Source organism: Marinifilum breve, from assembly GCF_003202155.1.
Classification (GTDB): Bacteria; Bacteroidota; Bacteroidia; order Bacteroidales; family Marinifilaceae; genus Marinifilum; species Marinifilum breve.
On sequence record NZ_QFLI01000002.1, the window covers coordinates 307,783 to 332,780 of the forward strand.

General features: G+C 34.4%; 21 protein-coding genes. 2 read left to right on the top strand and 19 right to left on the bottom strand.

Annotated elements, in window-relative coordinates:
- Nucleotides 1-2 precede the first annotated feature (2 nt).
- The 15 genes from DF185_RS05380 to DF185_RS05440 all read right to left on the bottom strand — a co-directional run bounded on the left by DF185_RS05380 (nucleotide 3) and on the right by DF185_RS05440 (nucleotide 17,696).
- The gene (locus DF185_RS05380) at nucleotides 3-1,217 is read right to left on the bottom strand and encodes a DUF4857 domain-containing protein (protein WP_110359711.1); all 1,215 of its coding nucleotides are present in this window, start codon (nucleotides 1,215-1,217) and stop codon (nucleotides 3-5) included.
- Between the two features lie 19 nt (nucleotides 1,218-1,236).
- Entirely contained in the window at nucleotides 1,237-1,908 is a 672-nt protein-coding gene (locus tag DF185_RS05385) for a hypothetical protein (RefSeq protein WP_110359712.1), read from the bottom strand.
- Nucleotides 1,909-1,912: 4 nt separating this feature from the next.
- Nucleotides 1,913-2,800 (bottom strand): ABC transporter ATP-binding protein, encoded by an 888-nt coding sequence (locus tag DF185_RS05390; RefSeq protein ID WP_110359713.1) that lies wholly within the window; start codon nucleotides 2,798-2,800, stop codon nucleotides 1,913-1,915.
- Between the two features lie 60 nt (nucleotides 2,801-2,860).
- Nucleotides 2,861-4,378, bottom strand: a complete 1,518-nt coding sequence (locus DF185_RS05395) for a DUF6850 family outer membrane beta-barrel protein (RefSeq protein WP_133249963.1) — start codon at nucleotides 4,376-4,378, stop codon at nucleotides 2,861-2,863.
- Nucleotides 4,379-4,450: 72 nt separating this feature from the next.
- Nucleotides 4,451-5,695 (bottom strand): DUF4876 domain-containing protein, encoded by a 1,245-nt coding sequence (locus DF185_RS05400; RefSeq protein WP_110359715.1) that lies wholly within the window; start codon nucleotides 5,693-5,695, stop codon nucleotides 4,451-4,453.
- A gap of 142 nt (nucleotides 5,696-5,837) precedes the next feature.
- Nucleotides 5,838-7,094 carry a DUF4876 domain-containing protein gene (locus tag DF185_RS05405; RefSeq protein WP_110359716.1) on the bottom strand — a complete coding sequence of 419 codons (1,257 nt, stop codon included), beginning with the start codon at nucleotides 7,092-7,094 and terminating at the stop codon, nucleotides 5,838-5,840.
- 11 nt (nucleotides 7,095-7,105) lie between these two features.
- Nucleotides 7,106-9,883, bottom strand: coding sequence for a TonB-dependent receptor (locus DF185_RS05410; protein WP_110359717.1), 2,778 nt, complete (start codon nucleotides 9,881-9,883; stop codon nucleotides 7,106-7,108).
- A 231-nt stretch (nucleotides 9,884-10,114) separates the two neighbouring features.
- Nucleotides 10,115-10,213 carry a hypothetical protein gene (locus DF185_RS24185; RefSeq protein WP_369073410.1) on the bottom strand — a complete coding sequence of 33 codons (99 nt, stop codon included), beginning with the start codon at nucleotides 10,211-10,213 and terminating at the stop codon, nucleotides 10,115-10,117.
- A 71-nt stretch (nucleotides 10,214-10,284) separates the two neighbouring features.
- Nucleotides 10,285-11,127: a hypothetical protein gene (locus DF185_RS05415; RefSeq protein ID WP_133249964.1), complete on the bottom strand. Its 843-nt coding sequence runs from the start codon at nucleotides 11,125-11,127 to the stop codon at nucleotides 10,285-10,287.
- Nucleotides 11,128-11,386: 259 nt separating this feature from the next.
- On the bottom strand, nucleotides 11,387-11,773 hold the full coding sequence (locus DF185_RS05420; protein WP_110359719.1) for an HU family DNA-binding protein: 387 nt from the start codon (nucleotides 11,771-11,773) through the stop codon (nucleotides 11,387-11,389).
- A gap of 425 nt (nucleotides 11,774-12,198) precedes the next feature.
- Nucleotides 12,199-12,327 carry a hypothetical protein gene (locus DF185_RS24040; RefSeq protein ID WP_262509975.1) on the bottom strand — a complete coding sequence of 43 codons (129 nt, stop codon included), beginning with the start codon at nucleotides 12,325-12,327 and terminating at the stop codon, nucleotides 12,199-12,201.
- A 249-nt stretch (nucleotides 12,328-12,576) separates the two neighbouring features.
- Complete coding sequence (locus DF185_RS05425) at nucleotides 12,577-14,322, bottom strand: ABC transporter ATP-binding protein (RefSeq protein ID WP_110359720.1); 1,746 nt, start codon at nucleotides 14,320-14,322, stop codon at nucleotides 12,577-12,579.
- The gene (locus DF185_RS05430; RefSeq protein ID WP_110359721.1) at nucleotides 14,319-16,121 is read right to left on the bottom strand and encodes an ABC transporter ATP-binding protein; all 1,803 of its coding nucleotides are present in this window, start codon (nucleotides 16,119-16,121) and stop codon (nucleotides 14,319-14,321) included. The genes DF185_RS05425 and DF185_RS05430 overlap by 4 nt, the downstream gene beginning before the upstream one ends.
- A gap of 275 nt (nucleotides 16,122-16,396) precedes the next feature.
- Nucleotides 16,397-16,984 (bottom strand): flavodoxin domain-containing protein, encoded by a 588-nt coding sequence (locus DF185_RS05435; RefSeq protein WP_110359722.1) that lies wholly within the window; start codon nucleotides 16,982-16,984, stop codon nucleotides 16,397-16,399.
- Between the two features lie 97 nt (nucleotides 16,985-17,081).
- Nucleotides 17,082-17,696: a TetR/AcrR family transcriptional regulator gene (locus DF185_RS05440; RefSeq protein ID WP_110359723.1), complete on the bottom strand. Its 615-nt coding sequence runs from the start codon at nucleotides 17,694-17,696 to the stop codon at nucleotides 17,082-17,084.
- Between the two features lie 291 nt (nucleotides 17,697-17,987).
- On the opposite strand from DF185_RS05440, the gene DF185_RS05445 reads away from it, so the two are divergent.
- On the top strand, nucleotides 17,988-18,344 hold the full coding sequence (locus tag DF185_RS05445; RefSeq protein ID WP_110359724.1) for a DUF8478 family putative metalloprotein: 357 nt from the start codon (nucleotides 17,988-17,990) through the stop codon (nucleotides 18,342-18,344).
- A gap of 360 nt (nucleotides 18,345-18,704) precedes the next feature.
- Nucleotides 18,705-21,059 carry a TonB-dependent receptor gene (locus tag DF185_RS05450; RefSeq protein WP_110359725.1) on the top strand — a complete coding sequence of 785 codons (2,355 nt, stop codon included), beginning with the start codon at nucleotides 18,705-18,707 and terminating at the stop codon, nucleotides 21,057-21,059.
- A gap of 440 nt (nucleotides 21,060-21,499) precedes the next feature.
- On the opposite strand, the gene DF185_RS05455 is transcribed toward DF185_RS05450, so the two are convergent.
- The 4 genes from DF185_RS05455 to DF185_RS05470 all read right to left on the bottom strand — a co-directional run bounded on the left by DF185_RS05455 (nucleotide 21,500) and on the right by DF185_RS05470 (nucleotide 24,993).
- Nucleotides 21,500-21,826, bottom strand: a complete 327-nt coding sequence (locus DF185_RS05455) for a DUF2149 domain-containing protein (protein WP_110359726.1) — start codon at nucleotides 21,824-21,826, stop codon at nucleotides 21,500-21,502.
- 99 nt (nucleotides 21,827-21,925) lie between these two features.
- Entirely contained in the window at nucleotides 21,926-22,522 is a 597-nt protein-coding gene (locus DF185_RS05460; RefSeq protein ID WP_110359727.1) for a MotA/TolQ/ExbB proton channel family protein, read from the bottom strand.
- Between the two features lie 2 nt (nucleotides 22,523-22,524).
- A complete protein-coding gene (locus DF185_RS05465) occupies nucleotides 22,525-23,220 on the bottom strand; it encodes a hypothetical protein (protein WP_110359728.1) in 696 nt (231 codons plus the stop codon).
- Nucleotides 23,221-23,226: 6 nt separating this feature from the next.
- Nucleotides 23,227-24,993: a PAS domain-containing protein gene (locus DF185_RS05470; RefSeq protein WP_110359729.1), complete on the bottom strand. Its 1,767-nt coding sequence runs from the start codon at nucleotides 24,991-24,993 to the stop codon at nucleotides 23,227-23,229.
- Between the last annotated feature and the right edge of the window lie 5 nt (nucleotides 24,994-24,998).

Below are 24,998 nucleotides of genomic sequence, written 5' to 3' on the forward strand. Positions count from 1 at the left end.
CTTTAGCGGTTAAATATTATACTTGCAATAAATCCATAAATCCCTGTTATTGAAATCCAAACAACAGGCAGGATCTGTATTTTTTGTTTGCGATATCTGATGATCATTACAAAGGCCAAAGCCAAAATAAAATTGTTTATCAAAACGAGGTATGAACCGAAATAAAAAATTGGCTTAATATATCTTGTATTCCCACTCGTAAATCCTACCGAAAATGGAAGAAAATACTTGCTGTAATTTACTCCTTGTTCAACACCAACAATGCTGGTTGTATCTACAAACTCTTTTGTATCAGCATTAATAGCCCATACCTCTTTTCCTTTGCCTGATACCACATTTAAATTCCAATACAAGGGATTTGCCATGATCAATAATTGATCTTTATCAACATCATACTCTGGCATAGGAATTTCCTGTAAGCTATAGGCATTGGTTGTAATAATGTGAAGTTTCTTATTGGTGTCAAAAACAAATGCATAAAAACTTCTATCGTCAGGTTCCATGGTCTGTAAATAGTTAGGAACTACTCCATCAGGTAAAGGTACTTTCTTCAGAAAGGGTTTTGCGTTCACCATTTTCAGATGAAAAATCTGATCCTTATTGTCTACAATAAAGTAACCTTCTTCGTAAGCTTTTCGCGTTGATGGATTACCTGCTGCCATTTTCGCAGGAAACTGAAAACCTTTCTTAACAAATTGTTCGTTGAAAAGCTCACTTTTTTCCTCATTAATTTCGTTGGTTTCAGGATTGATAAACTCAATTCTATCGGTCAAACGAAATACATCGCCAGGCATTTCGATTCTAACACGTTTCGACATAGATTCAAACAAAGTGTACAATGGGATGTGTGGTTTGTTTTTATCAGCTGGTTTAACACGAAAAAAGAATTTCTTTGAGTTAACCACTCTTGGATTGATATCTTTGCCATTGATGCTTTTAGGCATTCTACCATCCGAAAAAAGTTGCATAGAATAAAACATTGGCAAAATGCTATCAAACTCTGCTTCGCTGTATTCTTTATTGGTCTTTACGTTTTTTCGAATCAAATGCCCCTTTACATCATCAAATTCGATGGCACAAAAAGCTTTATCAATTGAACTGTAATAGGTAAATATATTTGGTGAAGCTTTATCTGTTACCAAATGATACGATTTGGGTAATAACCATGCTAGTATCATGGTTCCCAAAACAATAATTAAATATTTTATATTTTTCATTTTTAATTAAGCGAATAAGTTAATCCTGAATTCCAACTTTAAAACGTTGAACAGAGAAATAGCCAAAAGGCAATACATACAAAGGAATTAATAGAACTGCCGAAACAACCAGACTGTAAGCAGCTGGAAAGTCGGAAAGGAAACACAATTGTAAGCTTGCAAACATGAGCAATGCATTAAAAATTCTTCGTTTCCATGTTGGTTCCAGACAAATCCACGATGTAAATGCATATGCCGTTAATCCTGCAACATACCATGGCAACAAGGTATACACCATACTTTCAATAATCTCCATTGGAAAGTAAAACACCGAGAATGTAAGAATTACAATTAGGTGTAAAACAAAAATGCTTAACAGAGCAAGTAATCCGAATCCTAGCATTGAGAATACAATTTTCCTATTTGAAAGAGGAAGGTGCAAACTCAGCTTAATTCTTTTCTGAATCATTTCAGGAACAAATTGTGCCAAAGCCAGACAGAAACCTGTTGCCAATGGAAAATATTTTACATCGCGAAACAAAAACTGATCACGATTTACGATTACATCCCACAAATGTTCCAATCCGACCATTCTAAACGATCGTCCTAATTTTAAAAATATGTAAGTTAAAAGAGCCAGACCAACTGCAAAAGCTCCAATTGCAAACCACTTGGTCTTTTTCCATTCTTTAAATAATAATGCACTTGTCATCTCTCTAATATTTTCCCGTTAATCCAATAAATGCTTCTTCCAAACTCAAACTTTCTTCCTGAATTTCGTTTGTCATCACATTGTTTTTTCTCATTAAACTCTCTAAATCCTCTTTGGTCAATAGTGAATACACTTCGGTGTTCCCTTTTATGGTTACCGGATTATAGATGTCGCTAATTTCATTAATAGCCTCAGGATTTGTACAATTAAACTTGAATCGCTTAAAGGATTCTAAAAGCTCAGTTACCGGCTTTTGCATCACAATCCTGCCATAATCCATAATTAAGCAATCGTCTATTAAACGCTCCATATCCTGTATGATATGAGAGGTGACAAACACCGTTTTGTTCTCTGCCTTTGCATACTCACTTAAGTAGTCAACAAAAAGCATTCTGTAACCAGGATCCAGACCCATGGAGAAATCATCAAGAATTAACAATTCAGGATCCTGCGCCAAAATCAATCCCAAAGCCACCTGCGATCTCTGTCCGCAAGACATGCGCGAAATCTTCTGCTTAGGGTCAATTTTCAACAATTTCATCAACTCGTAGTAGGCATCCTTTCTCCATTTGGGATAGAAAGCCGAGTAGAACTTCTCAATCTCCGAAATGTTCATGAATGAATACTGCACATGACCTTCAATCAGTAAACCTACCTTTCTTTTGGTTTCTGAAGATAGATTTGCTGAGCTCTCTCCAAACATCAAACATTCTCCACTTCGAGGTTTTAAATAACCATTTAAAATGTTAATGGTTGTGGTTTTTCCAGTTCCGTTTTTCCCTAACAGTCCCAGAATTCTTCCCTGAGGAATTTCAAAATTTAAATTCTCATAAATACAACGTTTGCCGTAGTAATGAGTTAAATTTTTGCATTCAACAATCGCTTGTTGCATAAGTGTTATTTTAAAATGTTAGTTCTTAATAAGTTCTATTTAGATGTTATCTTTTACTATTTAGAATGACAAGCCAATTGCTATGCTGTACGCCCTATTATCATTCTCACCCGTATCTATCTGATTGAATTTACTATATGCAAAATTTCCCTTTAGATAGAGTGCGTACTTTTCATTGATAAAATAATCGTATCTAATCAGTAAATTGGTAAATAAACGATTGGAAGATTGGAATGTATAATTGGGCATCACCAATTGCTCAATGGCTTTATCAGCAGCTAATCTTCCAGCATTTAATTCCTTACTTAAATTGTTTCTATAATTAGTTTCTAACTTGAATAGCAAGCTAGACTGCTCATATTGCCTTAGCACATTTGCTAAAAAACCAATAGATAAGTTTTTGATATTCTTATTATTGATTGAAGCATTGCCTATTTTTAAATATTTTTCCTCCAGACTGTGGTAATCTGAGCTAAGTATAAAATTCGCCTTGGTTTTCGAACCTAAATTCATTTCACCTGCAAAGGCCAATTGAAGAAATTGGGTAATGTTTGTAAATTTCTTTGCTTTATTCAAAAGATACTTTTTCGATATATCGTAATTAAATTCTGTTCCATCTCCTTTGCTTAATTCTCCAAGCAATTTGATATTGTATCCTTTACTTATTTTATAAGCAAATTCTAATTTGCCTAGTTTTTTATCGTACTCGCTTACCGTTTGGTTGTTTCCCGATGTTAGTTCTAAGTTATTTATTGAGGCAGATAAGGAAACGAATAAGCGTTTTTTATTTAGTGGTAACATGCTAAGATTAACGCCATAGCAGTTCTGTTTGTACGTATTATCGGCACCTCCATTAGTTTTTGTAATCACAGTAGAATAAGTTGCATCTGCAACTCCTAAACCACGCAAATAAAATACACTTGCTGAGCCATTGTCTTTGAAAAGGGATAATTTTTGATCTTGCTGATACCTATCAAAAAACACATTGAGTCCAAAATTGTAATCAGGAAGGAGTTTACGGCTAATACCAGTAGCTAATTGTAAGTCAAATACCTTATTGTAAGGACGGGGATCTCTTCTGTCGTAGGAAGTTGAAGCTGTATAAGAAGCAAATATTCCCAATACCGATTCATTCATCTTTTGAGCATAGCCTCCCGAAAAATAGTATTGCTCTTTACGCATTTTATCAGGAATTGTATCTGCTACAATATATGGATACAGCCTATCGATATCGGTTAATGTATTCCAATTTACATTTTTCTGCACTCCATTATTATAAGAGGCACCACCATAAAATAGTTTGTTTTGCTTTTTGGTAAATGAGTTGGCTAAAAATTCAAAATTATTTCCTTTATCTCCTTTTTGCACATTGTAAACATTATTGTCATATGCCGATTGTGACAATGAAACTTCTGTTAGTTCCTCTAACGGATAATGAAAACGCATTGCAGGATTATTCCACCAACTAGAAAATAAACCAATTTGATCTTTTTGGAACTCATAGTTAGTCCTGTTATTCTGTGCATTACCCATTGTGCATATCAAAGCAAGTATGGCAGAAAGAATTATTTTATTCATTGTATAAACAAAATGATGTAAATCGACTGGTAAGGATCATCTGAATGTTCAGATGATCCTTTTTGTATTCAATTAATTTAAAGTTTCAATTATTCCTGGTGAAGGCTCGGCAGTAGGAATAAAATCGGAAGCCGAGTCATTGGTATCTTGCAATATGCTTCTATCTCCTTCAACATGAAGCACTTTTCTCTTTACACTTCTTCCATATCGGGAAGCATCACCATCTCCACTATGTGTATAACTTGCATCAAGAGAAGATGACATTACCATCCACTGGTACTCCGATGGCGTACTACATTGTACTGCATCAATAATGAATTCGTTTGGTACTTTCCATGCATCAAAGTCCATAGGAAATTCCATATCATTAAATACAAACAAATATTCGTAATGGTATGCGTAATTTTTTACATACTCTTCTGGAAGAACCTCTTTATCGAACTTAAATAAAATATAGGATTTGAAACCTCTACTATGTAAATGCCATACTGATTTAGATGTAGAGACCATTTTAATCATATTCTTCACTTCTGGAACATCTGTATCAATATCTTCACCATCAAACCATTCAAAATTGGATTTCGACAAATCGAAAGAGTTTTTATTAGCTTCTTTATGATTGATTGCAATGTCAGAAATCAACAATGTTTCTCCGGGTTGCACTGGATATTCATTACCACTTCCCGGAATCATATATACTGAACTTACAGGTACTGCTTCGTTTCTAATATCTGGAGTATATTCATTTAATGCCTCTACGGACATCAATTCAGTTTCGGCAATACACAATCCATCGGCATACAATACTTTATCGCTATTGTTATAAATTTCTATATACTGATCGCCTGCGGCATATTGCTTCCCCTCTGGTGTTCTGGTGTCTGCAAAGAAGATCTCTGAAATTAAGAAACCCTGACTTGGATTAAATGTTACAAATTCCAAATTTAAATCGAGGTCTCCACCAATTACTTTAATATTCTCCTGTTTAGCTCGTACACCAGTTTCTTTTTGAATTGACTTGTTATCCAATGACAAGTTAGAATAAGTAATCGTACCTTCCACACTTATATTGTATAATCCATCTTCCAAATCGAAGTAAACCTGAGGAATATATGAGGTTTCACGAACCAACTTTTCGCCTGTATTCACATTCTCCAATGTAAATACCGCATTCTCAAGTTCTGCACTTTTGCCTTCCAAATGCGATGGCATGCTTACTTTTACATCAACAAATGATTTGTTAATGGCATCATTATCATCACAAGATGCAGCTGAAATTAAAAGTGCTGCAGCTATTATTATATTTCTAATTTTCATCCGTTTATAATTTTCTTGTATTTGTCGGATGGAAGCCGCAAGATTAAAACAATCATTATCGTATGTGTTTAATAATTGTTTTAATCAAGCTCGTTTCATCTTTTATAATTTATTTTAATTATCAATGCTTTGAGATAATTAATTACTCAGCATCACCGACTACACCCGGAGATGGATTTTCTGCACCTGCTAAGAAATCTATCGATGAATCATTGTTATCCATTAATACAATTCTGCCATCTTCTGTCGTTTTTTCAACTCTTCTTTTTACAGAGTGACCATACTTTTTATCTGCTGTTTCGCCTACGAAAGTATAGCCAACATCCAATTTTGGAGAGTAAGCAAGTCCTTTAAATTTAGAAGGAGCACTACACTCTACAGCATCAATAACATCATCAGTATCAATCGCCCAAGCCTGACGATTCATTGTTATATCTTTTGTTGATGTGTGAACTACATATGAATAATCAAATGCGTTTTCCGTTGCAAATGTCTCCGCTGTAATTGAGTTAGGAAGTTTGAAAATTACATATGCATTGTATCCTCTACTATGTGGAGTCCAAATTGAACGAGAATAGCTTACCACTTTTTCAAGGTTCGCAACTTCTGGTACATCTACATCTAAATTTTTGTAATCATCAAACCATTCAAAATTAGAATTCGATAAATCGAAACTGTTCTCATTGTCTTCAGTATGATCCTTTGCAATATCAGCCAATACAAGAGTTTTACCTGGTTCGATAGGATATTCATTTCCTGATCCTGGTATTCTGTAAATGGCATGAAGAACCGCTTTACTTGTTTTTGCAGTTTCAGGGCTTAGTTGAGAGTAAGTAAGAACAGTATTGAAAGCACCTTCTCCAATACACAAACCATCAGCATATAAAGTTTCATTGGTATTGTTGTAAATCTCAAAAAATTTATCGTATCTGTATGATTTTCCTTCTGGTGTACTTGTTCCCGAAAAGAAAATTTCAGAGATCACAAAAGAATTACTTGTACTTTGGATAAAGAAATTCAATGGTAAATCTAAATTTCCATCCTTTACTTCTACATTATCTTTTACTGCACGAGCCTTCACCGAATTGCTTGCAATCACTTCGCCTTCTTGATTTGCTGATTCGTATTGAATGGTTGCATTCACATCAACATTGTATAAACCATCTTCAACTTCGAAGTAACTTACCGGAAAATAATCCACTTTTTTAGTAATTACTTCTCCAGTATTTACATTGGTTAAATTAAATTCTGCTTCTGTTATCTGAGGATTTTTCTCTTTGATATCATCAGGCATGTTTACATTAACACTCAATAGTGTTTTGTTAATGGTATTATCATCATCACAAGCTGTAAATACTGCTAAAGCTAGCAGAACAAAAAATAAACTTTTAATTTTCATATTATATTGATTTAGATATTAATATTTAACTCCATCCCAAAGTAGGGAGATGCTGATCTTTTCACTCGAAATCCGTCTTTTCTATTATAATCAGGATAGTAATACAGTATTCTATTTACATAAAAGGCCAAACGCATATTTTGATTTATTAATTTTGTAACCTTCAAATTGTAATCAATTGTAATGGGAACTCGCTCGGTGTCGAAGGCGTTATCGCTTGGCTTTTCATACAAGTGTTTTAGGATTGGGTCCTGAGTATCTGCCTCTGTATACTCAAATTTATTATCGTTCATATCTATATAATAACTTGGCATTCCATTATGTGGCGTATACTTCCAACTGGTATACCATAACACTTGGAACGTTGACGAGAAGATTAAGCCCAATTCATCAATTTGAGTATCGAATCTGAAATTGGTATTGAACTGCTCATACTCTCGAGATGTATCCCATTCGTAATATCCCATGTAAGGGTAATCATCCCCTCCTATTACTACCGAAGAGGTTTTATATCTTGGCGCATCACTTCCATACTTCATATACATCCAGGCTCCATTAATCGAAACACGCGATTTAATTGCCTCAATACGCCCTAAATCGAGCTGATATTCTATTCCTTTCTTTTCTTCTCTGGAACCATTTTTAGACTGACCATAGCTCACAAACCTTTTGTACTGCTTGTAATCGAACATATCAATAGTGGGTGGTGCATTTAATGTTGATGGATCTGGTCCGGATTCAATGATATATTTTTTAAAACTGAATAGGTCATAATTACTCATTCGTCTTAATCCCTCGCTCATTTCTTCTTTATAAGCAGTAATGTCAAACTTGATTTTACCTGATTTAAATTCCAAACCAACTTCCATTTTTTGATTTCTGTTCGGCTTTAAGGCAAAGTTGGTAGGATCAATAATCTTGGTTTTGTAATGCATTTGTCTTAACTGATCATTCTGAGAATAAAAATTAAGCTGAACTGCATCGTAATACACCTTATTAGGATACAAATGCGATAAGGTTGGGAATTTAGTATGCCACCCAAAACCTGTTCTTACACTAAGCTTACTTAATTTGTCGAACATCATAAACGACGGAAATTGCCAGCTTAAATTGAATCGAGGATCTAAGAAGAATTTATTGCCAATGCTGTACTTATCAGAAACATTTAGCAAAGAAGCAGCTCGTACACCTGCTCGTATCTTTAATCGGTTTAGACCAATAGGGACCAACAGGTTGTCTTCAGCATAAATGGCCAATTCTTCCATAGCAGGAATGTCTTTTGCTGGTCTTGGACGACCATTACCTGCATAAAGTGGGCGTGTTACATCAAAAATCTCCCCTCTCCCAAAGTTCTTATTGTACCTCCAATCAGCACCAACAATTAAATTGTGATTGGTTCCCAACACATCAAAATCTAAATTGGAATTTAACTTTGCAAAAAGGAAAACTGGTTTTCCCTCTATTTTTAGATTTGCCAAATATGAAGCTGGTAAGAATTCTCCATAATACTCTCCTTCTTCTTTTTCAATCAGTATTGGACTCATTCTTCCGGTTCTATACCTTCTAATCTTTTTATTTTCGGATGTATATGAACCTGAAACAGAAAAATTAATATTCTTTACAATACCTCTATCAAAGTAGTAATTCAGGTTTGATGCCAATCGATACTTGTTGTAATCATTTTTATAGAATTCATCTTTCGTATCATTCTCTTCATCGCGCTTGCTTTCATCAAAAGATCCGGTGTAGTTTAAGTTTGTTCTCAACTCTAACATACCCGAGTTGGTATTCCAAACATCCTTAAATCTTAACGAAGCAGTCATTCTACTGTAATTGGTCATTACATTACGAGGATCGGATTTATAATCTATATAGTCAAGATTAACATTCAATGTCTTGTTACCGAACTCGAAACCTTTACCCAAAGCAAACAATTTCATTCCTGAATTGGCTTTGGCACGAAGTTCCAAAGGTTTCTTTTTATAACTACGTTGTATATTCACCAAACCACTCGATAACGAGCCGTAAGTAACAGAAGGAATCCCTCTAACAATTTCTACACTCTCAATATCGTCGGTAGGAATCATTCTCATATCAATACCCTTACCAGTAGTATTTCTATAAACCAGATAATTATCTGATGTTCCTGTATAGGTAACTGCACCACTAACGGTTTGCAACTGTGCATCATTTGACAAAGGCGTACCATCAACCACAAAGGCAGTGCCCAGTGATGAATTATATGTATTGTCTCTATTGGATATTTTCGCGGTCTCAACGGGTGCTCGAAGAGAAATTAGGTTCATTGAGGTTAAACTTCTGTTGGAAGATATACCTCCTGGCAATAACTCAACAATATCCGCAAAACTGGATGGCTGCAGATGATTAAGCGCGTCTTTTTTAATGACCGAAGATGTTCCATTTTCTCGTGATTCCTCAGCAATAACAGTTACTTCTGATAAATCTTGCGATTCCACACTCATATGCAATGTGAATGGATTTCTTAGTTCAGTAAGTGAAATGGTATCTTGTAATTTTTTGTAACCCAAGCACGAAACAATAATGGTGTATTCTCCATTTCGTACATTATCAATACTAAACTCTCCCTTTAAGTTGGTAGTCGACCATTTTTGCGATTCGTTAAGTACAACCGTTGCAAAAGCAATGGCTTTACCCGATTCTTTTGACAGGACCCTACCCTTTACACTTTGATGAGTTTGAGAAATAGCTTGCGATGGTATCATTGTAATACCAAACACAAACAATAATATAAGAGAACTTAATTTCATGTTAATCCAACAATTTTGCCAGTTAGTTTGCCCATATCATATAGGCTTTGATTCTTATTAAGACTAACTCTTAATAAGCATGGCACAAAAGTAGGATGTAGTACAAGTTCTCACAATCATCATAAATAATGATATTGGTTAAGGTTACTCATTATTTATGATGATTTAATAAAACAAGCTCCCTATCAATTGTCTTAATAGGGAGCGATCATTTTAAATATAGATATGTTATTATAAAGCCACGACAGTATACTTATTCAACTCTCTATCTGTCAAATGTGTTATTGGCTTATTTTCTACCCATTCTCTTATTCGATAAATATCCAATATATATTCATCATTACTCCATTTGACAGACCTTACTAACCAGTTTTAAAATAAACAGTATAGCTTAATATTCATTATTTATTTGGTTCCGCATATACCTCATAATAAGTGTAATCATATCGTTCCACATAACATTTTAGCAAGGCTATTCGAGAATTAGAAGTAATCCATATATTGGTTGGACTTGCATCCTCTTTTTTATAATGAAACAATTCATTGTATTTCTCCATTAAAAGTTCTTCAGCTTCTAGTGTGTAATCAGGATCAGAATACAATTCTTTCATAAAATCCAAAAAGAAATGCTCATAAATTTGATTATCGTCGGCTATATTTAGAGTAACACATGGTACATCATCATGTTTATCCTGATAGGTAGTGAAGTCTTGTTTGTTTGGCAACTGTGTATGATAGCCCATTCCCTGTCCGATAGATCCTTTAATATCCGACCACCTATAAGCCAAAAAATCTCTATCATTCGTAATATCTATCACAGTTGTGTCACTATAGAATTTATTATCATCCTTATAACCAATCAAAAAAGTATTGAACTTACCTGGCAAAAAGAAATTGTGAGACCATGTCCATGTTGTATGAGACCATGCAACTCCGTCATCATAGCCATGAGAAAAAATATTCATCTTCCCCTTTGTATCAACATGCCATTCAATAGAATCGTAAGTACTATTCAGTTCATTGTAAGCATGCCCTTCATTTGGGTTAAATTCGAACTCCATTCGTTCAAAAATGCTCATGGAAGTTTGTTTTACCTTCAGATGAAAGTTTAGTTCTTTACTATTTTCCAGGTTAGAATCTGGCAATACATTTTCATCAGTTTCAGGTAAAACATTCTCATGGTCATCGTCACAAGATGCAAACATGAAAATACAAAAAGTAAGTAATAAGAGAATTCTTTTCATTTCATTCTAAGATTTAAATTAGCAAATAAAACACAGCCACATTACTGTGGCTGTATCATCAAATAGTCTTCAAATATTTGTGCTCAATAGGCACTCTGCAACTCCTTATTCTACGGGGCTTACAAAACGTCTATATCTTTTCACAAAAACGTTTAAAGGTTTTAGGCAAAACGTATAGACGTTTTCAGTAAATCGTCTATACGTTTTTTGTAAGATGTTTTAACGAATAAAAAAACATCCAGGAAACCAATACGATTCATTATTCTGCTTTGGTATATTTTAGGGTAAGTAGCATATCTTTTAAATCGCTACCCGGGCGAAAGTTAATTTTGGCTTTTTTAATTAAAGAAGCATGAAATTTCTCTTCGGTCTCTGCACCTTCACTCTTTACAGATACTTGAAATGATCCAAAATCGCCAAAACGAACAATTTCGCCTCCAGAAAGATGACGTGCAAGAAGTTTGTTAAGATCGTTTAAAACAGCCATTGCATCGGTATCACTTACTGTGGTGGAACCTTGCGAAATCTCTTTGCTTAATTCTTTAAAGGTTACTTCGCCACTAGCTTTGGCATTGGCATACCATTTTTTAGGTTCTTCGGGTTTACTAGGGTTTCCTTTTTGGCTAATTGAATACTTTACTGACATTGGGTTAAATTTTAAATGATTACTATTAAGTTCTGTTTTTATTGATTTTATTACTTATATAACAAATCCAAATTCAATCACTTGGGACAATTATTAAAACTTCAAAATCAAATTTATGTATGCTATCCCAAACTTACAATCATCATTTATTGGTAAATACATCACCCTTTTATCACAATATGTTATGAAACCATAATGATCTTTCTTATCAATAGGAGGTGATTAATCGGAATAGAAGAAGTATGATTTTAAAAATTGAGATGAAATTTGGTTTTATGTTTTTCCCGATTTAGCTCATTCAGAGCTAATGGTATGCTTATAAACAAAGAAAACCTTGCTGGTCTCTATCCAACAAGGTTTTTTTCAACTAACAAAATCTAAATTAACAACTTATACAAGAAGTAATCTAAGATATCTTTTATATTTTACTTTTTCTTTTGTTTATTTTTGTTCTTTTTGGCTTCCCTCACCCAATCTTCTTCAATAAACATTAATCCGTTTACCGATTGAACTGTTAAATTGTCTGCACTTTCGTTTACTGATAGAATTTTCATATTTTTTGCTTTTAAATTTTCTTCATGTTTGGTTTGATAAAAATACTATCTGATTTAATCTCTGTCAATCATCAGAATTGATGAATTAACTCTCATTAAATCACTACTTATTATGATTTTAAAGCAACATTGATATATCTCAAATTCATTTCTACTTGTATCTCAATAAAATTCAAGTCTGAATTCTTAAAAAATATTCCTCTATAAGTACAGGAAAGACAGGTCGACAATAAATTTCAACTTATTACTTTAAAATTTCCAGCCTTTAAGTCTTTGTTGTTCATCCCAAAGAGATTTATACAATCCTTTGCTGGCAAGTAAATGCTCATGTGTTCCTTCCTCTGCAATTTGCCCCTTATCAATCACTAAAATTTTATCGGCTTTTTGAATGGTATGCAGACGGTGTGCTATAATGATGACCGTTTTATTTTTCACCAAATCATCAATAGCCTTCTGAATATACAATTCGTTCTCCGGATCGAGCGATGCTGTTGCTTCATCGAGTAAAACAATAGGGGCATTTTTTAAAATGGCTCTTGCAATGGAAATGCGTTGCTTTTCTCCACCTGAAAGCGTACTCCCTCCTTCTCCCACCATTGTATTGTATTTTTCTGGCAATGCATCAATAAAACTATGGCACTGTGCGGTTTTAGCAGCAGCAATTATTTCCTCCTCCCTGGCATCTTCTTTACCTATTCGAATGTTATTGTATATTGTGTCGTTAAACAAATAAACATCCTGAAATACAATGGATAATTGTGACATTAAGGTATCCGAACTATAATTTTTGATGTTCTTCCCTCCAATCAAGACTTCTCCTTCATCAACATCCCAAAACCTGGCAATTAAACGAGTAAGAGTGGTTTTCCCAGATCCTGAAGGTCCTACCAGTGCAGTTAGGCTCTGTTCAGGAATTTTTAAAGATATGCCATTAATTACTTCCGCATCCTTATAGCTAAAATGAACATTTCTAAACTCAATATCGGCACAGTGAACCTCTTTTTCCATATTTGTTTCCAACAAAGGTGTTTTACGAAGCTTCTCAATACGATCGGCACCTAATTTCATATAATTCATTTCAGCCATGAATGTCATAGCATGCAGCAATGGCTGGTAGATGTGTACTCCCAACACCAAAAACAGAATATAAACAGGCAGAGAAACATCTGCTGAAAGCAACATAGAGAAACCCAAAAGAATAATGAGTATAATTCCTCCGTTCAGAATAACTGAAGCAAACACTATGGTTGGTCCTGGTGCAGCTTCAAGACGAATACTTTCTTTCTTTAGTTTTCGAAATGCCCTTTCAAGCCTTTCAAATTTACTTCCACCAAGATTAAAAGCTTTAATCAAACGAATCCCTTGTATGTATTCAATCATACGCGAAGCCGATTCCACTTTTACTTTCTGATGTCTTCCTCCAAATTTCCGCACAACATAATTGGTGAGCAATAACATAGGCCAAGACAAAGGGATTACCAATGTAGCTGCCAAGGCCAGTTGCCAATTAAAAAAGAACAAGCCAGTTAACAGGACCAATGGCATTGCCAAAGCTCCAAAAAACTGTGGCACCATATGGGTAACCATTTGCTCTATATTGGCATAATCACTTACTACATAAGCCCCAATATCACCAGGATCGCGACTATTATAAAATCCCATGGGCAAACGTTTTAGGTGTCGGGTGACTTCTTTTCGTCCATCGGCACAAATTTCGTAACCTGCTTTGTAAGATGCGAAATAGGCTTTTTTACTGGCAAAATATAGCAATATTAAAGAGACAAACATACTGATACATGCCATTGTTATTTTTTGCACATCAAGCGATGTTCCTGGATTCTGCAAGGGTTTAAACAATTCCCAAACAATAAAAAGTGTAATGCCGTAAGGTGATCCACGGAAAAAATATTCAACAATAGTCCACCATATCATTGGTCGCAAGCGTTTGGGATTCCCCATAGTTGCTGAGCTTAATGCTGCTGACACATTCATCATATCAAAACCTCCTTTTCTGTTTTAATTACCCATTCTCTGGATTGTGAATAGGTTTGCCACATATGGGCATATTCTTTATTCATCATCAGTAATTCTTCATGTGTTCCTTGTTCCTGAACTTTCCCTTTATCGATGTACAAAATCTGATCAGCATTGGTAATCGTACTTAATCTGTGCGCAATTACCATCACTGTCTTTCCCTTTACAAGATGAGAGAAAGAATCGAGTATCTTCCCTTCGTTTTCAGGATCGGCATAAGCCGTTGCTTCATCCAATAAAATAATAGAGGCATCTTTTAAAATGGCTCGTGCCAGTGCAATACGCTGCTGTTCGCCACCCGACAGATAAGTTCCACCTTCACCTACCAAAGTATTGTAAGCTTGGTCCAGTTTTGTGATAAATTCGTGGCATTGCGCTGCCTGTGCTGCTTGCTGCACCTGTTCTATTGACGCCGCTTTGTTTCCCATGCGAATGTTTTCTTCCACGGTATCGAAAAAGAGCATATTGTCTTGGAATACAAAGGCAATGTTTTCCATCAAATTGGACACTTTTATTTTGTGAATAGGAACATTTCCAATACGAATTTCACCTGAATTTACATCCCAAAAACGAGCTGCGAGCATGGCTATGGTTGTTTTTCCTGCTCCTGACGGACCTACGAGTGCTGTTACCGTATTAGGTTTTGCCGTAAACGAAACCTGATTCAGAATTTGAGTTGTATCGTATGCAAACGATACATTATCGAATACAATAGAGGCATCCTTCGGGTTTTCTTCACTCTCAGGATCTGTTATTTCTTCCTTATTCAGAATTTCATCAATCATACTAATTCCAACATTATTTTGCGACATCATTCCTCCAATCCACATCAACTTAAGCATGGGAAAGAAAATACCACCACTTAATATCAAGAACAACAAAACCGTGGGAATGTAAGCTGAATAAGATTCGCTATTAAGTAGTAATAAAACTGCAACAGGAATTACAAATAGCAACACAGAAGATAAAAGAATATAGAAACCAAGATAAGTTGGTGCATATTTTTTAGTAATATCATTTGAGAAATCACGAAAATCATCAATATCACGATTCAAACGTTCGAATGCTTTTGTAGAACGATTAAAAATTTTCACAATTTGAATACCTCGAACATACTCAATGATACTATTATTCATCTGCCCCATGGTATTTAAATATTTTTCTACTACAAGTTTCATTTTCGGATTAAAAGACATACTTGATATGAAACCCATTGCCATTACAAAAACACATGTTACCACAAGTGCCAATCGCCAATCCACTACATACATGTAGGTAAGTAGCAAAAGTGGAAATACAAAAGCTGACACAATATCCGGAATGTGGTGTGCTACGAACAGTTCAATACGTTCCACATCTTCCGACATCACTTTTTTGATATCACCCGATGCTCTTTTGGTGAAAAAACCCATAGGCAAGCGTACCAACTTTTGAGCCAGTTTCATACGCAACTCGTACAATATATTAAATGCTGCAATGTGCGAAAACATCAAAGAGGAGAACAATAATGCCCCATAAGCTACAAATGACCACAAAGTAATGTATGCCCACTTCCAAATGTAAGCTTTGTCCAATAAGGCAGGATCCGTAGCATGAGCTGCCAACTCTGTCAGTATTTTATAGACAGATACAAAAGGGGTAAATTGTGCTACACTACAGGCTATTGCTAAAATCATAGATACAATTAGCAACCATTTTTTTGTGCCAGCTATTTCAATAAGCCGTAGTAATCCTTGTGTTTGTTTATTATTTTTTTTCATATCTAATGGTATTTATTGAAAACTCGAAGCATAAAGCCATATATCCTATAAAATCACTTTCTTCTCACTATTCTTCCATTTTACAGAAAATCAAATCTACAATGCATATGAACGTATGGATTAAAACCATAACAATGGAAGAAATAATTGTTAGTGTGATTCCCCTGATAATAGAGATTAGCAGAGAATAAATATCTGTCCAATCTTTACAATAATAGTAGTTTCGATATCTAAAGCTGTTCCATCTCATAATGACTATTAATCATGACAGTTATCTAGGCTAAAATCAAATTATAACTCCAATCAATTATGTCTTTGGATTTAAAATAATCTCCCTTTTTAATATTTTTGTTTAGCAAACAAACCAGACGCATGACCAAAGCATTGAAAAAACTCAACTTTTTAAAATCCAGACGTCCTTTGAAAAAGGCTATTGATTGTATATTTATATCCTTACTTATTCCTGTTAGGTTTTCGAGGTAAGATGAAACTGCATGGCTTTTTTCCCAGGAAGAAAGCTTGTTCAAATCTCTTATTTGATCTTGAAAATTTGAATCGCAGTATACATCAATATCCAAATTAGATTCCTGATCAGAACGGTAACAATCCATACAGGAAAAGAAAAATGCAATTGGAATCTTTGTCAATTTGGCTTCGTTCTTTTTCAGAAATTGAATTAACTCTGTGGCTGGTTTTCCGTACCTATTGGGCGATCCTAAAACAATGATATCATAAGCTAGATGATCTACCTCCTGAACAGTTAAAACATCAACCTGCGCAGAGGTAAACTGTTTGCCTATTTCTACAGCAATTTCTTTTGTCGATCCTGATTCGGAATAGTATGCAACGAGGATTTTTTTCATAACGTCTTTTTGTTTCTCTTTTAAAAACTGTACACTATTTCTTTTCAATTATTTCCAATATTCAAAAACGAACACTGTTCATGTTTGTTCAAAAAATTTAAGCTTTCATAAGACGCTTCCAACCAGCTGTACTAAAAGCAATATATTCTCTAACAAAATCTTCTATCTCTGAATCCAATAATTCATCGTGGGTAACAACTTCTCCAATAATATTCATCCACATTGAACTAATGGTATGAATAAAAAAAGGCGATATATTGCTATTCAGATGAGGATATTTTTCTTTCATTTTCTGCAAATATGCCTTGCCTGTTTCCGTACTTTCCTGAATAAATTCTTCTTTAAAGTTTTCCAAGGATGAGCCATGTGAGTAGAATAATAAAAGCTTCAGTTCCTGACGATATTTATTAATAAGTCCTAAAAAATCATTAATCATGATATGCTGAAAATCAGAATTGGTAAACACATTCAAATTGATATGCTCCGGAGCGTTGTGATCGTCTACCATTTTTCTAAATGCCGCTAGAACTGATGACATCACTTCACAAAATATTTCATCCTTATTCCTGAAATAGTTGTAAATATTACTAAGACCTACACCTGATTTCTTAGCAATTACACGCATAGAAGCATCTTTGAACCCTTTTATCAAGAATTCTTCCTTGGCTACTTTTAGAATACGCTCCTTACTATCTTCTTTTTGTATTTGCATAAGCTGAACACTGTTCTTTATTAGACTACAATGTTCTTACTATTTACTCATTTTTACAATCCTCATATGTTATGATTATTCCTTCTACTTACTCATTTGAATTGATGAGTTTAAGCCATCAAAATCATTTGTTAGTATAAAATGGAATTATTTGCTTGCCTTTAAACATCCAATTGTTAACTGGTTTATATGCTCATACATCCCGCTGAACGGCTTATTGATAGAATCTATCTACAACTTTATATAAAAAACTATGATCCATAATTAATTTAATATACATTTGCCTACGCAATGGAAATGGTACATCGACATATGAAAAAGTTTGCTTATATAGGTCTCTATATAATAGGCTTGCTAATTGTCAACAGCATTTTGTTTACCCATCAGCACTCTCTTGCCGATGGTCAGATTGTTGTACATGCCCATCCATTTAATCAAACCGACAATCCTCCGACAGAACATCATCATAACAAGAATGATCTTCAGATATTGCAAAATATCTCTTTGTTGTTCTTCACTGGAGCTCTTGTACTTGGTTTCATTGCTAAATTAGCACCCAAAGAGAATCATGATACTTTGCCAATAGCATATCATCAGACTCTTGCTATTTCCGATTTTGGAAGAGCTCCTCCAAAACAATTCTTATAAAATTCGTATTGCTGTAGGTTAAACTGAATGATTAGAGTCCATTTCAGTTTCATCAAGTGCATTATTGGTATTCATATCTTGTAGAGAGATTGCAATTATTTAGTGAGATTTAACAAGTTTATATGAATTTGTTCAAGTCAGATATCTCTTTTTCAAGAAAACAAACCAACTCAATAACAACTACTGACTTGCTCAACTTGGTTGTTGCAATGTTTTTATACTACACAATACCCATAAAACAGCTTTGCCACTACTTGGTAAAGGCTTAAACATTTGTATTTTATTTAATTCACAAAATATTCATCAACATGCTACTTGGTGCGCCAAGTTAGCGTAGAATGATAATCTCAAACATTTTTTATGAAACAGTACATTTTAACTCTGGCCGTATTAATACTAACGGCCCAATTTGCATTTTGTCAGAAAGATCACAGCGATGCTGTAATTGTTGGCCATGTAGTATGTAAGGGAGAACACCTCCCGTTTGTTAATGTAGTTATTAAAGGAACAACCATTGGAACAACAACTGATGAAACAGGACATTACCGACTGGTGCATTTACCTGTTGGCAAATTAACAGTTGTCGTTTCGGGAATTGGCTATAAAACCAGCGAGAAAGTGGTAAACACTGAGGCTGATAAAACCATTGAAGTAAAATTTGATATTGAAGAAGATGCCCTGGGATTAGACGAGGTGGTAGTTACCGGCGATAAAGGTGCCAGCAAACGAACCGAATCACCGGTGATTGTAAGTTCCTTGTCTCCTGCACTATTTTCAGTTAGTCAGTCTGCTGTACTAAGCGAGAGCTTAAACTTTAGTCCTGGTTTGCGCATGGAAACCAATTGTCAGAATTGTGGTTTCAACCAGGTTCGTATGAATGGTATGGAAGGACCATACTCCCAAATCCTAATCAACAGTCGACCTATTTTTAGTGGTTTGGCAGGTGTTTACGGATTAGAATTGATTCCTACCAATATGATTGAAAAAGTAGAAGTTGTTCGCGGTGGTGGTTCTGCCCTTTACGGCAGCAATGCCATAGCAGGTACCATTAATATGATATTGAAAGATCCATTAACCAACTCGTATGAATTGGGCGCAAGTACTAGCCTTATTGGTGTAGGTGTTGATGGCGCTGATGATCCAGCTGTCGATTACAATGTAAATTTTAATGCTTCTGTTGTATCAGATGATTACAAAACAGGCCTATCGGTTTATGGATTCTACCGCGATAAAGAAGCTTTTGATGCCAATGATGATGGTTTCTCTGAATCGACTCAATTGGATAATACAACTGTAGGTACAAGATTTTTCCACCGTTTTGGTTTTAGAGGAAAACTCGCAGTTGACTTCTTCCACATTAACGAAGAAAGAAGAGGTGGAAACATGTTTAATTACCCAGCACATAGAGCTGATATTGCTGAGCAACTGGAGCACAAAATTACAACTACTGCAGTTAGCTACGATCAATTCTTTAGAGAAGAAGATAAATTATCCTTATACATATCAGGACAAAAGGTAGATAGAGCTTCCTACTATGGTGTAAATCAATCATTAGCAGACTATGGACAAACCGATGATTTTACTTACAATGCAGGAGCACAATACAATGCTAAGTTCATGAATTCTTCTCTTGTATTTGGTATTGAGAATACACACTCAGCTCTTGAAGATGAGAAACTTGGATACTACGACAAAGAAAAAGATATTTATACTGAGAATACAACAGTATCTGATCAAACCAGTAATACAGTTGGTACATTCGCTCAATATACCTATCAATTTGAAAAATTTAAATTATCCTTTGGTGGTCGATTCGATCATTACAGCATCAAAAACAAAGCTGAGGACCCTGATCATGCATTATCTGATAAATCAGGAAATGTATTTAGTCCAAGGGTAAATGTTTTATACGATGTTTTGCCTGAATTGCAATTTAGAGCTAGCTATTCTCAGGGTTATAGAGCACCTCAAATTTTTGATGAAGATTTACACATTGAAGCTTCACAAGCTCGCAGAGTGATTCATAAAAATAGTGCAGATCTGAAAAAAGAGACCAGTCATAGTTACATGTCTTCTTTGGATTACAACACCAAAATTGGCAATGTAAAAATAGGTCTTTTAGTAGAAGGATTTTACACACAATTGAACGATGCCTTCGTAAAAGAATCTTCTGAACCTGACGAAAACAATGTGGTAACCCGATTGCGTAAAAATGCTGAAGATGGAGCTTCTGTATATGGTATTAATACTGAGTTAAACATCTTACCATCCAGAGATGTTTCTATTGTTGCAGGTTTTACTACGCAACGAAGCGAATATGAAAAAGCACAGGAATTCGATACCAAAAGCTTCTTAAGAACTCCAAACAACTATGGTTTCATTACTCTTGATTGGGATTTTGCAGGCAATTGGTGTTTAAATGCAACCGGTAATTATACTGGTAAAATGTATGTGCCTTATTACGGAAATACCATTGCTGATCCTGTAGCTGGAGAATTGAGAAAGAGTTCATCATTCTTTGACTTGGGAACAAAAATTGAATATACCACACAATTAAATGGAGCAAGTGTAAAATTCTGGGGAGGTGTTAAAAACATCTTTAACTCTTATCAAGATGATTTCGATAAGGGAAAAGATAGAGACCCTGCTTACATTTATGGTCCCGGCAATCCACGAATTGTAAGCTTTGGTATTAAAATCGGAAATCTATTGTAAATATATCATATCCGAACAAACTAAAAATCCTCCTTTAGCAAGGAGGTTTTTTTTATATCAATAAGCAAACTTGTACCAATATTAAAGAATATGCAGCTTAGTTTAATATCATTATATATAGGCAACTCATTATGTATCGGGAAGCAAGTTAATTTACATTCTTATAAAGATATCGTTACACTTTCAATAATAAAAACCAATGAACAACTACTATCTAACTAATAATTTGCTACTTACCACTACAATTTTCTCACAAAAATAAATTATGCCCAATTTCATCAAGCATTTGTGTCTTATTTGGATACTGATTTTTGAAAATATGGATATCAAATTGAAATATAATCAGGCATATTTTTAATTAAAAAAAGAGACAGGCAGCAATTACAATATCACCTATCTCTTCCTTAAATACCTGAAAATGACATATCAGATTTCAAGACTCAATCTGGAATATAAATAATTTCCCCGTTTTCCATTTGGTAGGCTGTACCAACTCTTTTCCCTTTATTGCCAGAACTCTTTTGCTCATCAGAGGCTTTATAGGTTTCTATTTTTTCTCCTTTTTTGGTAATAATTTCCATTTGCTCAGATCCAGGATTTTTTACCATGGTAAAATCTTCCTGCGAAAACATTTCAGTCATCTTATATCGAGCAACTAGGGCAACCATTAGGGCAAGAGCAAAAACCATAGCAACATCAAACAGGTTCGATACCGTAGCCATAGGATCTAAATCTTCCTGATCAAGAAAATTGCGTGATCGTTTCATCCTTTTATTTTATTTGTTATTCTTGGATGGAACTTACCATGAATTAAATAATCATTTATACATGTGAGTTAATAATTATTTAATCATAGCCGTTTCATCTTATTTCTTTGATAATTTTAACAATTCTACAACAAACTCCATATCGCTAATGTCGGATGCATACCAACGACGTTTTACCTGCATTACAACAAATCCTACGGCTCCTGTTAGTAATCCTATTACTGTAGTTGCAAAAGCTACTTGCATGTTCAAAGCCATGGATTCAATATCACCAGAAGCTAAGCCTACCAATGCTGGTCCCATAGGAATTAATGTTCCCATTAAACCCAATATTGGACCTAATTTTGCCAATGTCTGACTACCTGACAAATCCTTTTGACATGCCATTTCAAAGTCGTTTAAGATTTTATCGTAGTAAATATCCTTTGGATGTGATTTGATTAATTTCCCTAGATATATACTTAGTAGTAATTTGGTAGTTCCATTTATGTTCCCCAAAAGATCATCAACATTATCTTCATTCAAATTGTTGATTTTCTCCTTAAAAGTTTTGTTGAATTTTAGTTTTTGTATGTACATACCATAAAATAATCCTACCAAAAGCAATGCTCTCAGAAAGAATATTAAAAGAAGTACAATTACCGGTATCAACAAGCCCGTTGAAATCCAGTATAAAAGATTCGTAATTTGATCCATTATTATAGTTTTGATTTTATCAGTTTGTTCATTTTTCTATGGTGCAAATAAACACCAATCCTTCCCATAACAAGCAACAGAACTAACAGAACTGTTAATGGGATATAGTTCATCTCTCCAACAGATGAATTTACCGGTAAGGCAAAAAGTTTAACTGATATGACTACACTCAACACCAGCTGAAGGATATGAAGTATGAACTTAAGTTCTAGTCTTAAATCATATTCAGGAATTAACCAGGAAATCAGTTTTATTAGTCCGAAAATAAACAAGGGAACAATAATAGCAATTAGCACTGCCAGGAATTGAAAGTTTAAGCCATGAATAGTTATAAATACAATATTCTCTGCATAAAATAGTGCAGGTAATATTACTATACCCGGAAACAGCTTAAAATATCGGAATATGGCAATTGTTCTTTCCTTATAGAAATCTCTTATCAGGAAAATGCAAAACAGTAAACCCATAATGCATTCTATAATTTGTAGGACTAAAAAATTTGAAACAATTTGCTGGTTATCGATTGTTGTTCTGAAACTGGTATAGCTTTGTTCAATTGCATAAGGATAGGCGAAATAAAAGCCCAATCCTAAAACTGCAAGGATTACAAACTGCACCAACCACCTTTTTATTAAAGTGATATGCAATGCAAACGAGGCAAATGCCAGTATAAAAAGAAGAATAATTAATAATTGCATATTGACTTATTTGTTTCTTTCAATTTCAGCATCCAATTTTTCAATTAGCTCATGGGTACTTATTCCTGCTCTTGATGCTACCATGTCCATCGTTGCAACATTTTTCATGGTTTTAAACACAATTGCATTGTTCAATTTATTGAACATTGGATTTAGCTTAATGAGATACTCTTTAAGATAAGGATATGCTTTCAACAGTTTCCCTATTGTCATCTGTGGATTGATGTTTGAAGATGCTTCCTTTTGATGAGATGTATCAACTTCTTCTTTAGGACTATCCTCCCAATTCAAAAGTTTTTGTGAGCCAGTTAAACTTCTAATGCGAGTAACATCCTGCATCATTTCCAAAACACCTCTAAACTTCCCTTCATCATCGCGAACAGCGTTATAAATGATGTAAATGAATTTTCCACCTATTTCTAACCAAAATTCTGCTTTATCCTGCTTTCCTTCTCTGAATGCTTTAATAATCTCTTCTACAGTTTCAACACTTTCTCGTGGGTGACAATTTTGTACTTCTCTGCCAATTACACCAGCACTTCTTGGAAATACACGGTGCTTGGTATCGCTGTAAAATTTAACAATGTCATTCTCGTCAACATATGATAGATCAACCTGTAGGTGTTTAAATATCAGATTTATCTGTTCAAGTTTTAGCTTGCCCATGCTAACATCTAGAACTTCATCATCAGTTTTGCTTGTTAATAAACCATGCTTATTCAAAACAGCAGACAAATCAGATATCAAATCATCTTTAGCAGATAATTCATCACTAGTTTTATTTTCAGAATTCTCAACTCTAAATACAGGCGGATGATCAATGAGACAATAACCAATTTCATCATCACTTTTTCTCATTGCAGCAAATTCAGCTTCCGGTATAAGTTCTAGGGATGTTGGATAGAGAATTTCCCTTTCTTTCAGCAAAATATCTTTAACCAGAAAAATTACATTTTCCTGAGCTTTAAGGAATTCCTGATCTTTATCATCATTTAAAAGAATGAAAGCATCTTTTATGGCATCACGAACATTATTATCAAAAGTCCACATTACTTTCGAAGGTCTATCAAAACCTTTTTGCTCTAAGGCAGAAAATAATTGATTCTGCTTTCTGCTAAAATGAACATTTATTTGGCTTAGCTTTTCATATAATACCAGCCAAGGATTTTTTGCAAATTTCACCTTTAACTGCTCTTCCATCTTTACAAGAATGCCATCTAATGCTTCAGCCTCCTTTAAGTATGTATTAATTGGATGTCCTTCTGGCAAATTCAAATCTTCACGAACTAATACATCACTAAATATTTCGATGATATCATCCATTTTTTCAGTCATCAAATCATCATCAATTCCATGATTTAGCATATGTTGTTCGCCATAAGCAAACTCCTCAGGTGTTATCGAGTCAAAATTCTCATTTATGATTTTCTTTGCCGCTTCAGGTTTTAATTCACCTCTAAAAACTTGAAGTTTTATATCCATTATTTTTTGCAACTTTTCATCATCCAAACTTAAATGTTGCTTCATCTTCAAATCTTTCTTTATTTCTTTTGGAAAAAACCAAACATGAAATTCTTCTTCTCCAATTTTGTCAAGATGCTTGTCGAAACCACGTTTCTCCATCATTTTATAAAGAGGAAAAGGTTCAAACTCCTTAATGACACATATTCCTTCACCTTCATTTATTTCTTCGAGAGCATTTAAAACACAATCTTTAAATTCTTCTGTCTGCCCTCTTCCATCAAGTATTTTGTAATTAATTTTCCTCTTCATAATCT

What these genes read in the sequence shown, in the direction of transcription:
- DF185_RS05380 (WP_110359711.1), bottom strand. Translation starts at nt 1,217, where the DNA reads ATGAAAAATATAAAATATTTAATTATTGTTTTGGGAACCATGATACTA.
- DF185_RS05385 (WP_110359712.1), bottom strand. Translation starts at nt 1,908, where the DNA reads ATGACAAGTGCATTATTATTTAAAGAATGGAAAAAGACCAAGTGGTTT.
- DF185_RS05390 (WP_110359713.1), bottom strand. Translation starts at nt 2,800, where the DNA reads ATGCAACAAGCGATTGTTGAATGCAAAAATTTAACTCATTACTACGGC.
- DF185_RS05395 (WP_133249963.1), bottom strand. Translation starts at nt 4,378, where the DNA reads ATGAATAAAATAATTCTTTCTGCCATACTTGCTTTGATATGCACAATG.
- DF185_RS05400 (WP_110359715.1), bottom strand. Translation starts at nt 5,695, where the DNA reads ATGAAAATTAGAAATATAATAATAGCTGCAGCACTTTTAATTTCAGCT.
- DF185_RS05405 (WP_110359716.1), bottom strand. Translation starts at nt 7,094, where the DNA reads ATGAAAATTAAAAGTTTATTTTTTGTTCTGCTAGCTTTAGCAGTATTT.
- DF185_RS05410 (WP_110359717.1), bottom strand. Translation starts at nt 9,883, where the DNA reads ATGAAATTAAGTTCTCTTATATTATTGTTTGTGTTTGGTATTACAATG.
- DF185_RS05415 (WP_133249964.1), bottom strand. Translation starts at nt 11,127, where the DNA reads ATGAAAAGAATTCTCTTATTACTTACTTTTTGTATTTTCATGTTTGCA.
- DF185_RS05420 (WP_110359719.1), bottom strand. Translation starts at nt 11,773, where the DNA reads ATGTCAGTAAAGTATTCAATTAGCCAAAAAGGAAACCCTAGTAAACCC.
- DF185_RS24040 (WP_262509975.1), bottom strand. Translation starts at nt 12,327, where the DNA reads ATGAAAATTCTATCAGTAAACGAAAGTGCAGACAATTTAACAGTTCAA.
- DF185_RS05425 (WP_110359720.1), bottom strand. Translation starts at nt 14,322, where the DNA reads ATGATGAATGTGTCAGCAGCATTAAGCTCAGCAACTATGGGGAATCCC.
- DF185_RS05430 (WP_110359721.1), bottom strand. Translation starts at nt 16,121, where the DNA reads ATGAAAAAAAATAATAAACAAACACAAGGATTACTACGGCTTATTGAA.
- DF185_RS05435 (WP_110359722.1), bottom strand. Translation starts at nt 16,984, where the DNA reads ATGAAAAAAATCCTCGTTGCATACTATTCCGAATCAGGATCGACAAAA.
- DF185_RS05440 (WP_110359723.1), bottom strand. Translation starts at nt 17,696, where the DNA reads ATGCAAATACAAAAAGAAGATAGTAAGGAGCGTATTCTAAAAGTAGCC.
- DF185_RS05445 (WP_110359724.1), top strand. Translation starts at nt 17,988, where the DNA reads ATGGAAATGGTACATCGACATATGAAAAAGTTTGCTTATATAGGTCTC.
- DF185_RS05450 (WP_110359725.1), top strand. Translation starts at nt 18,705, where the DNA reads ATGAAACAGTACATTTTAACTCTGGCCGTATTAATACTAACGGCCCAA.
- DF185_RS05455 (WP_110359726.1), bottom strand. Translation starts at nt 21,826, where the DNA reads ATGAAACGATCACGCAATTTTCTTGATCAGGAAGATTTAGATCCTATG.
- DF185_RS05460 (WP_110359727.1), bottom strand. Translation starts at nt 22,522, where the DNA reads ATGGATCAAATTACGAATCTTTTATACTGGATTTCAACGGGCTTGTTG.
- DF185_RS05465 (WP_110359728.1), bottom strand. Translation starts at nt 23,220, where the DNA reads ATGCAATTATTAATTATTCTTCTTTTTATACTGGCATTTGCCTCGTTT.
- DF185_RS05470 (WP_110359729.1), bottom strand. Translation starts at nt 24,993, where the DNA reads ATGAAGAGGAAAATTAATTACAAAATACTTGATGGAAGAGGGCAGACA.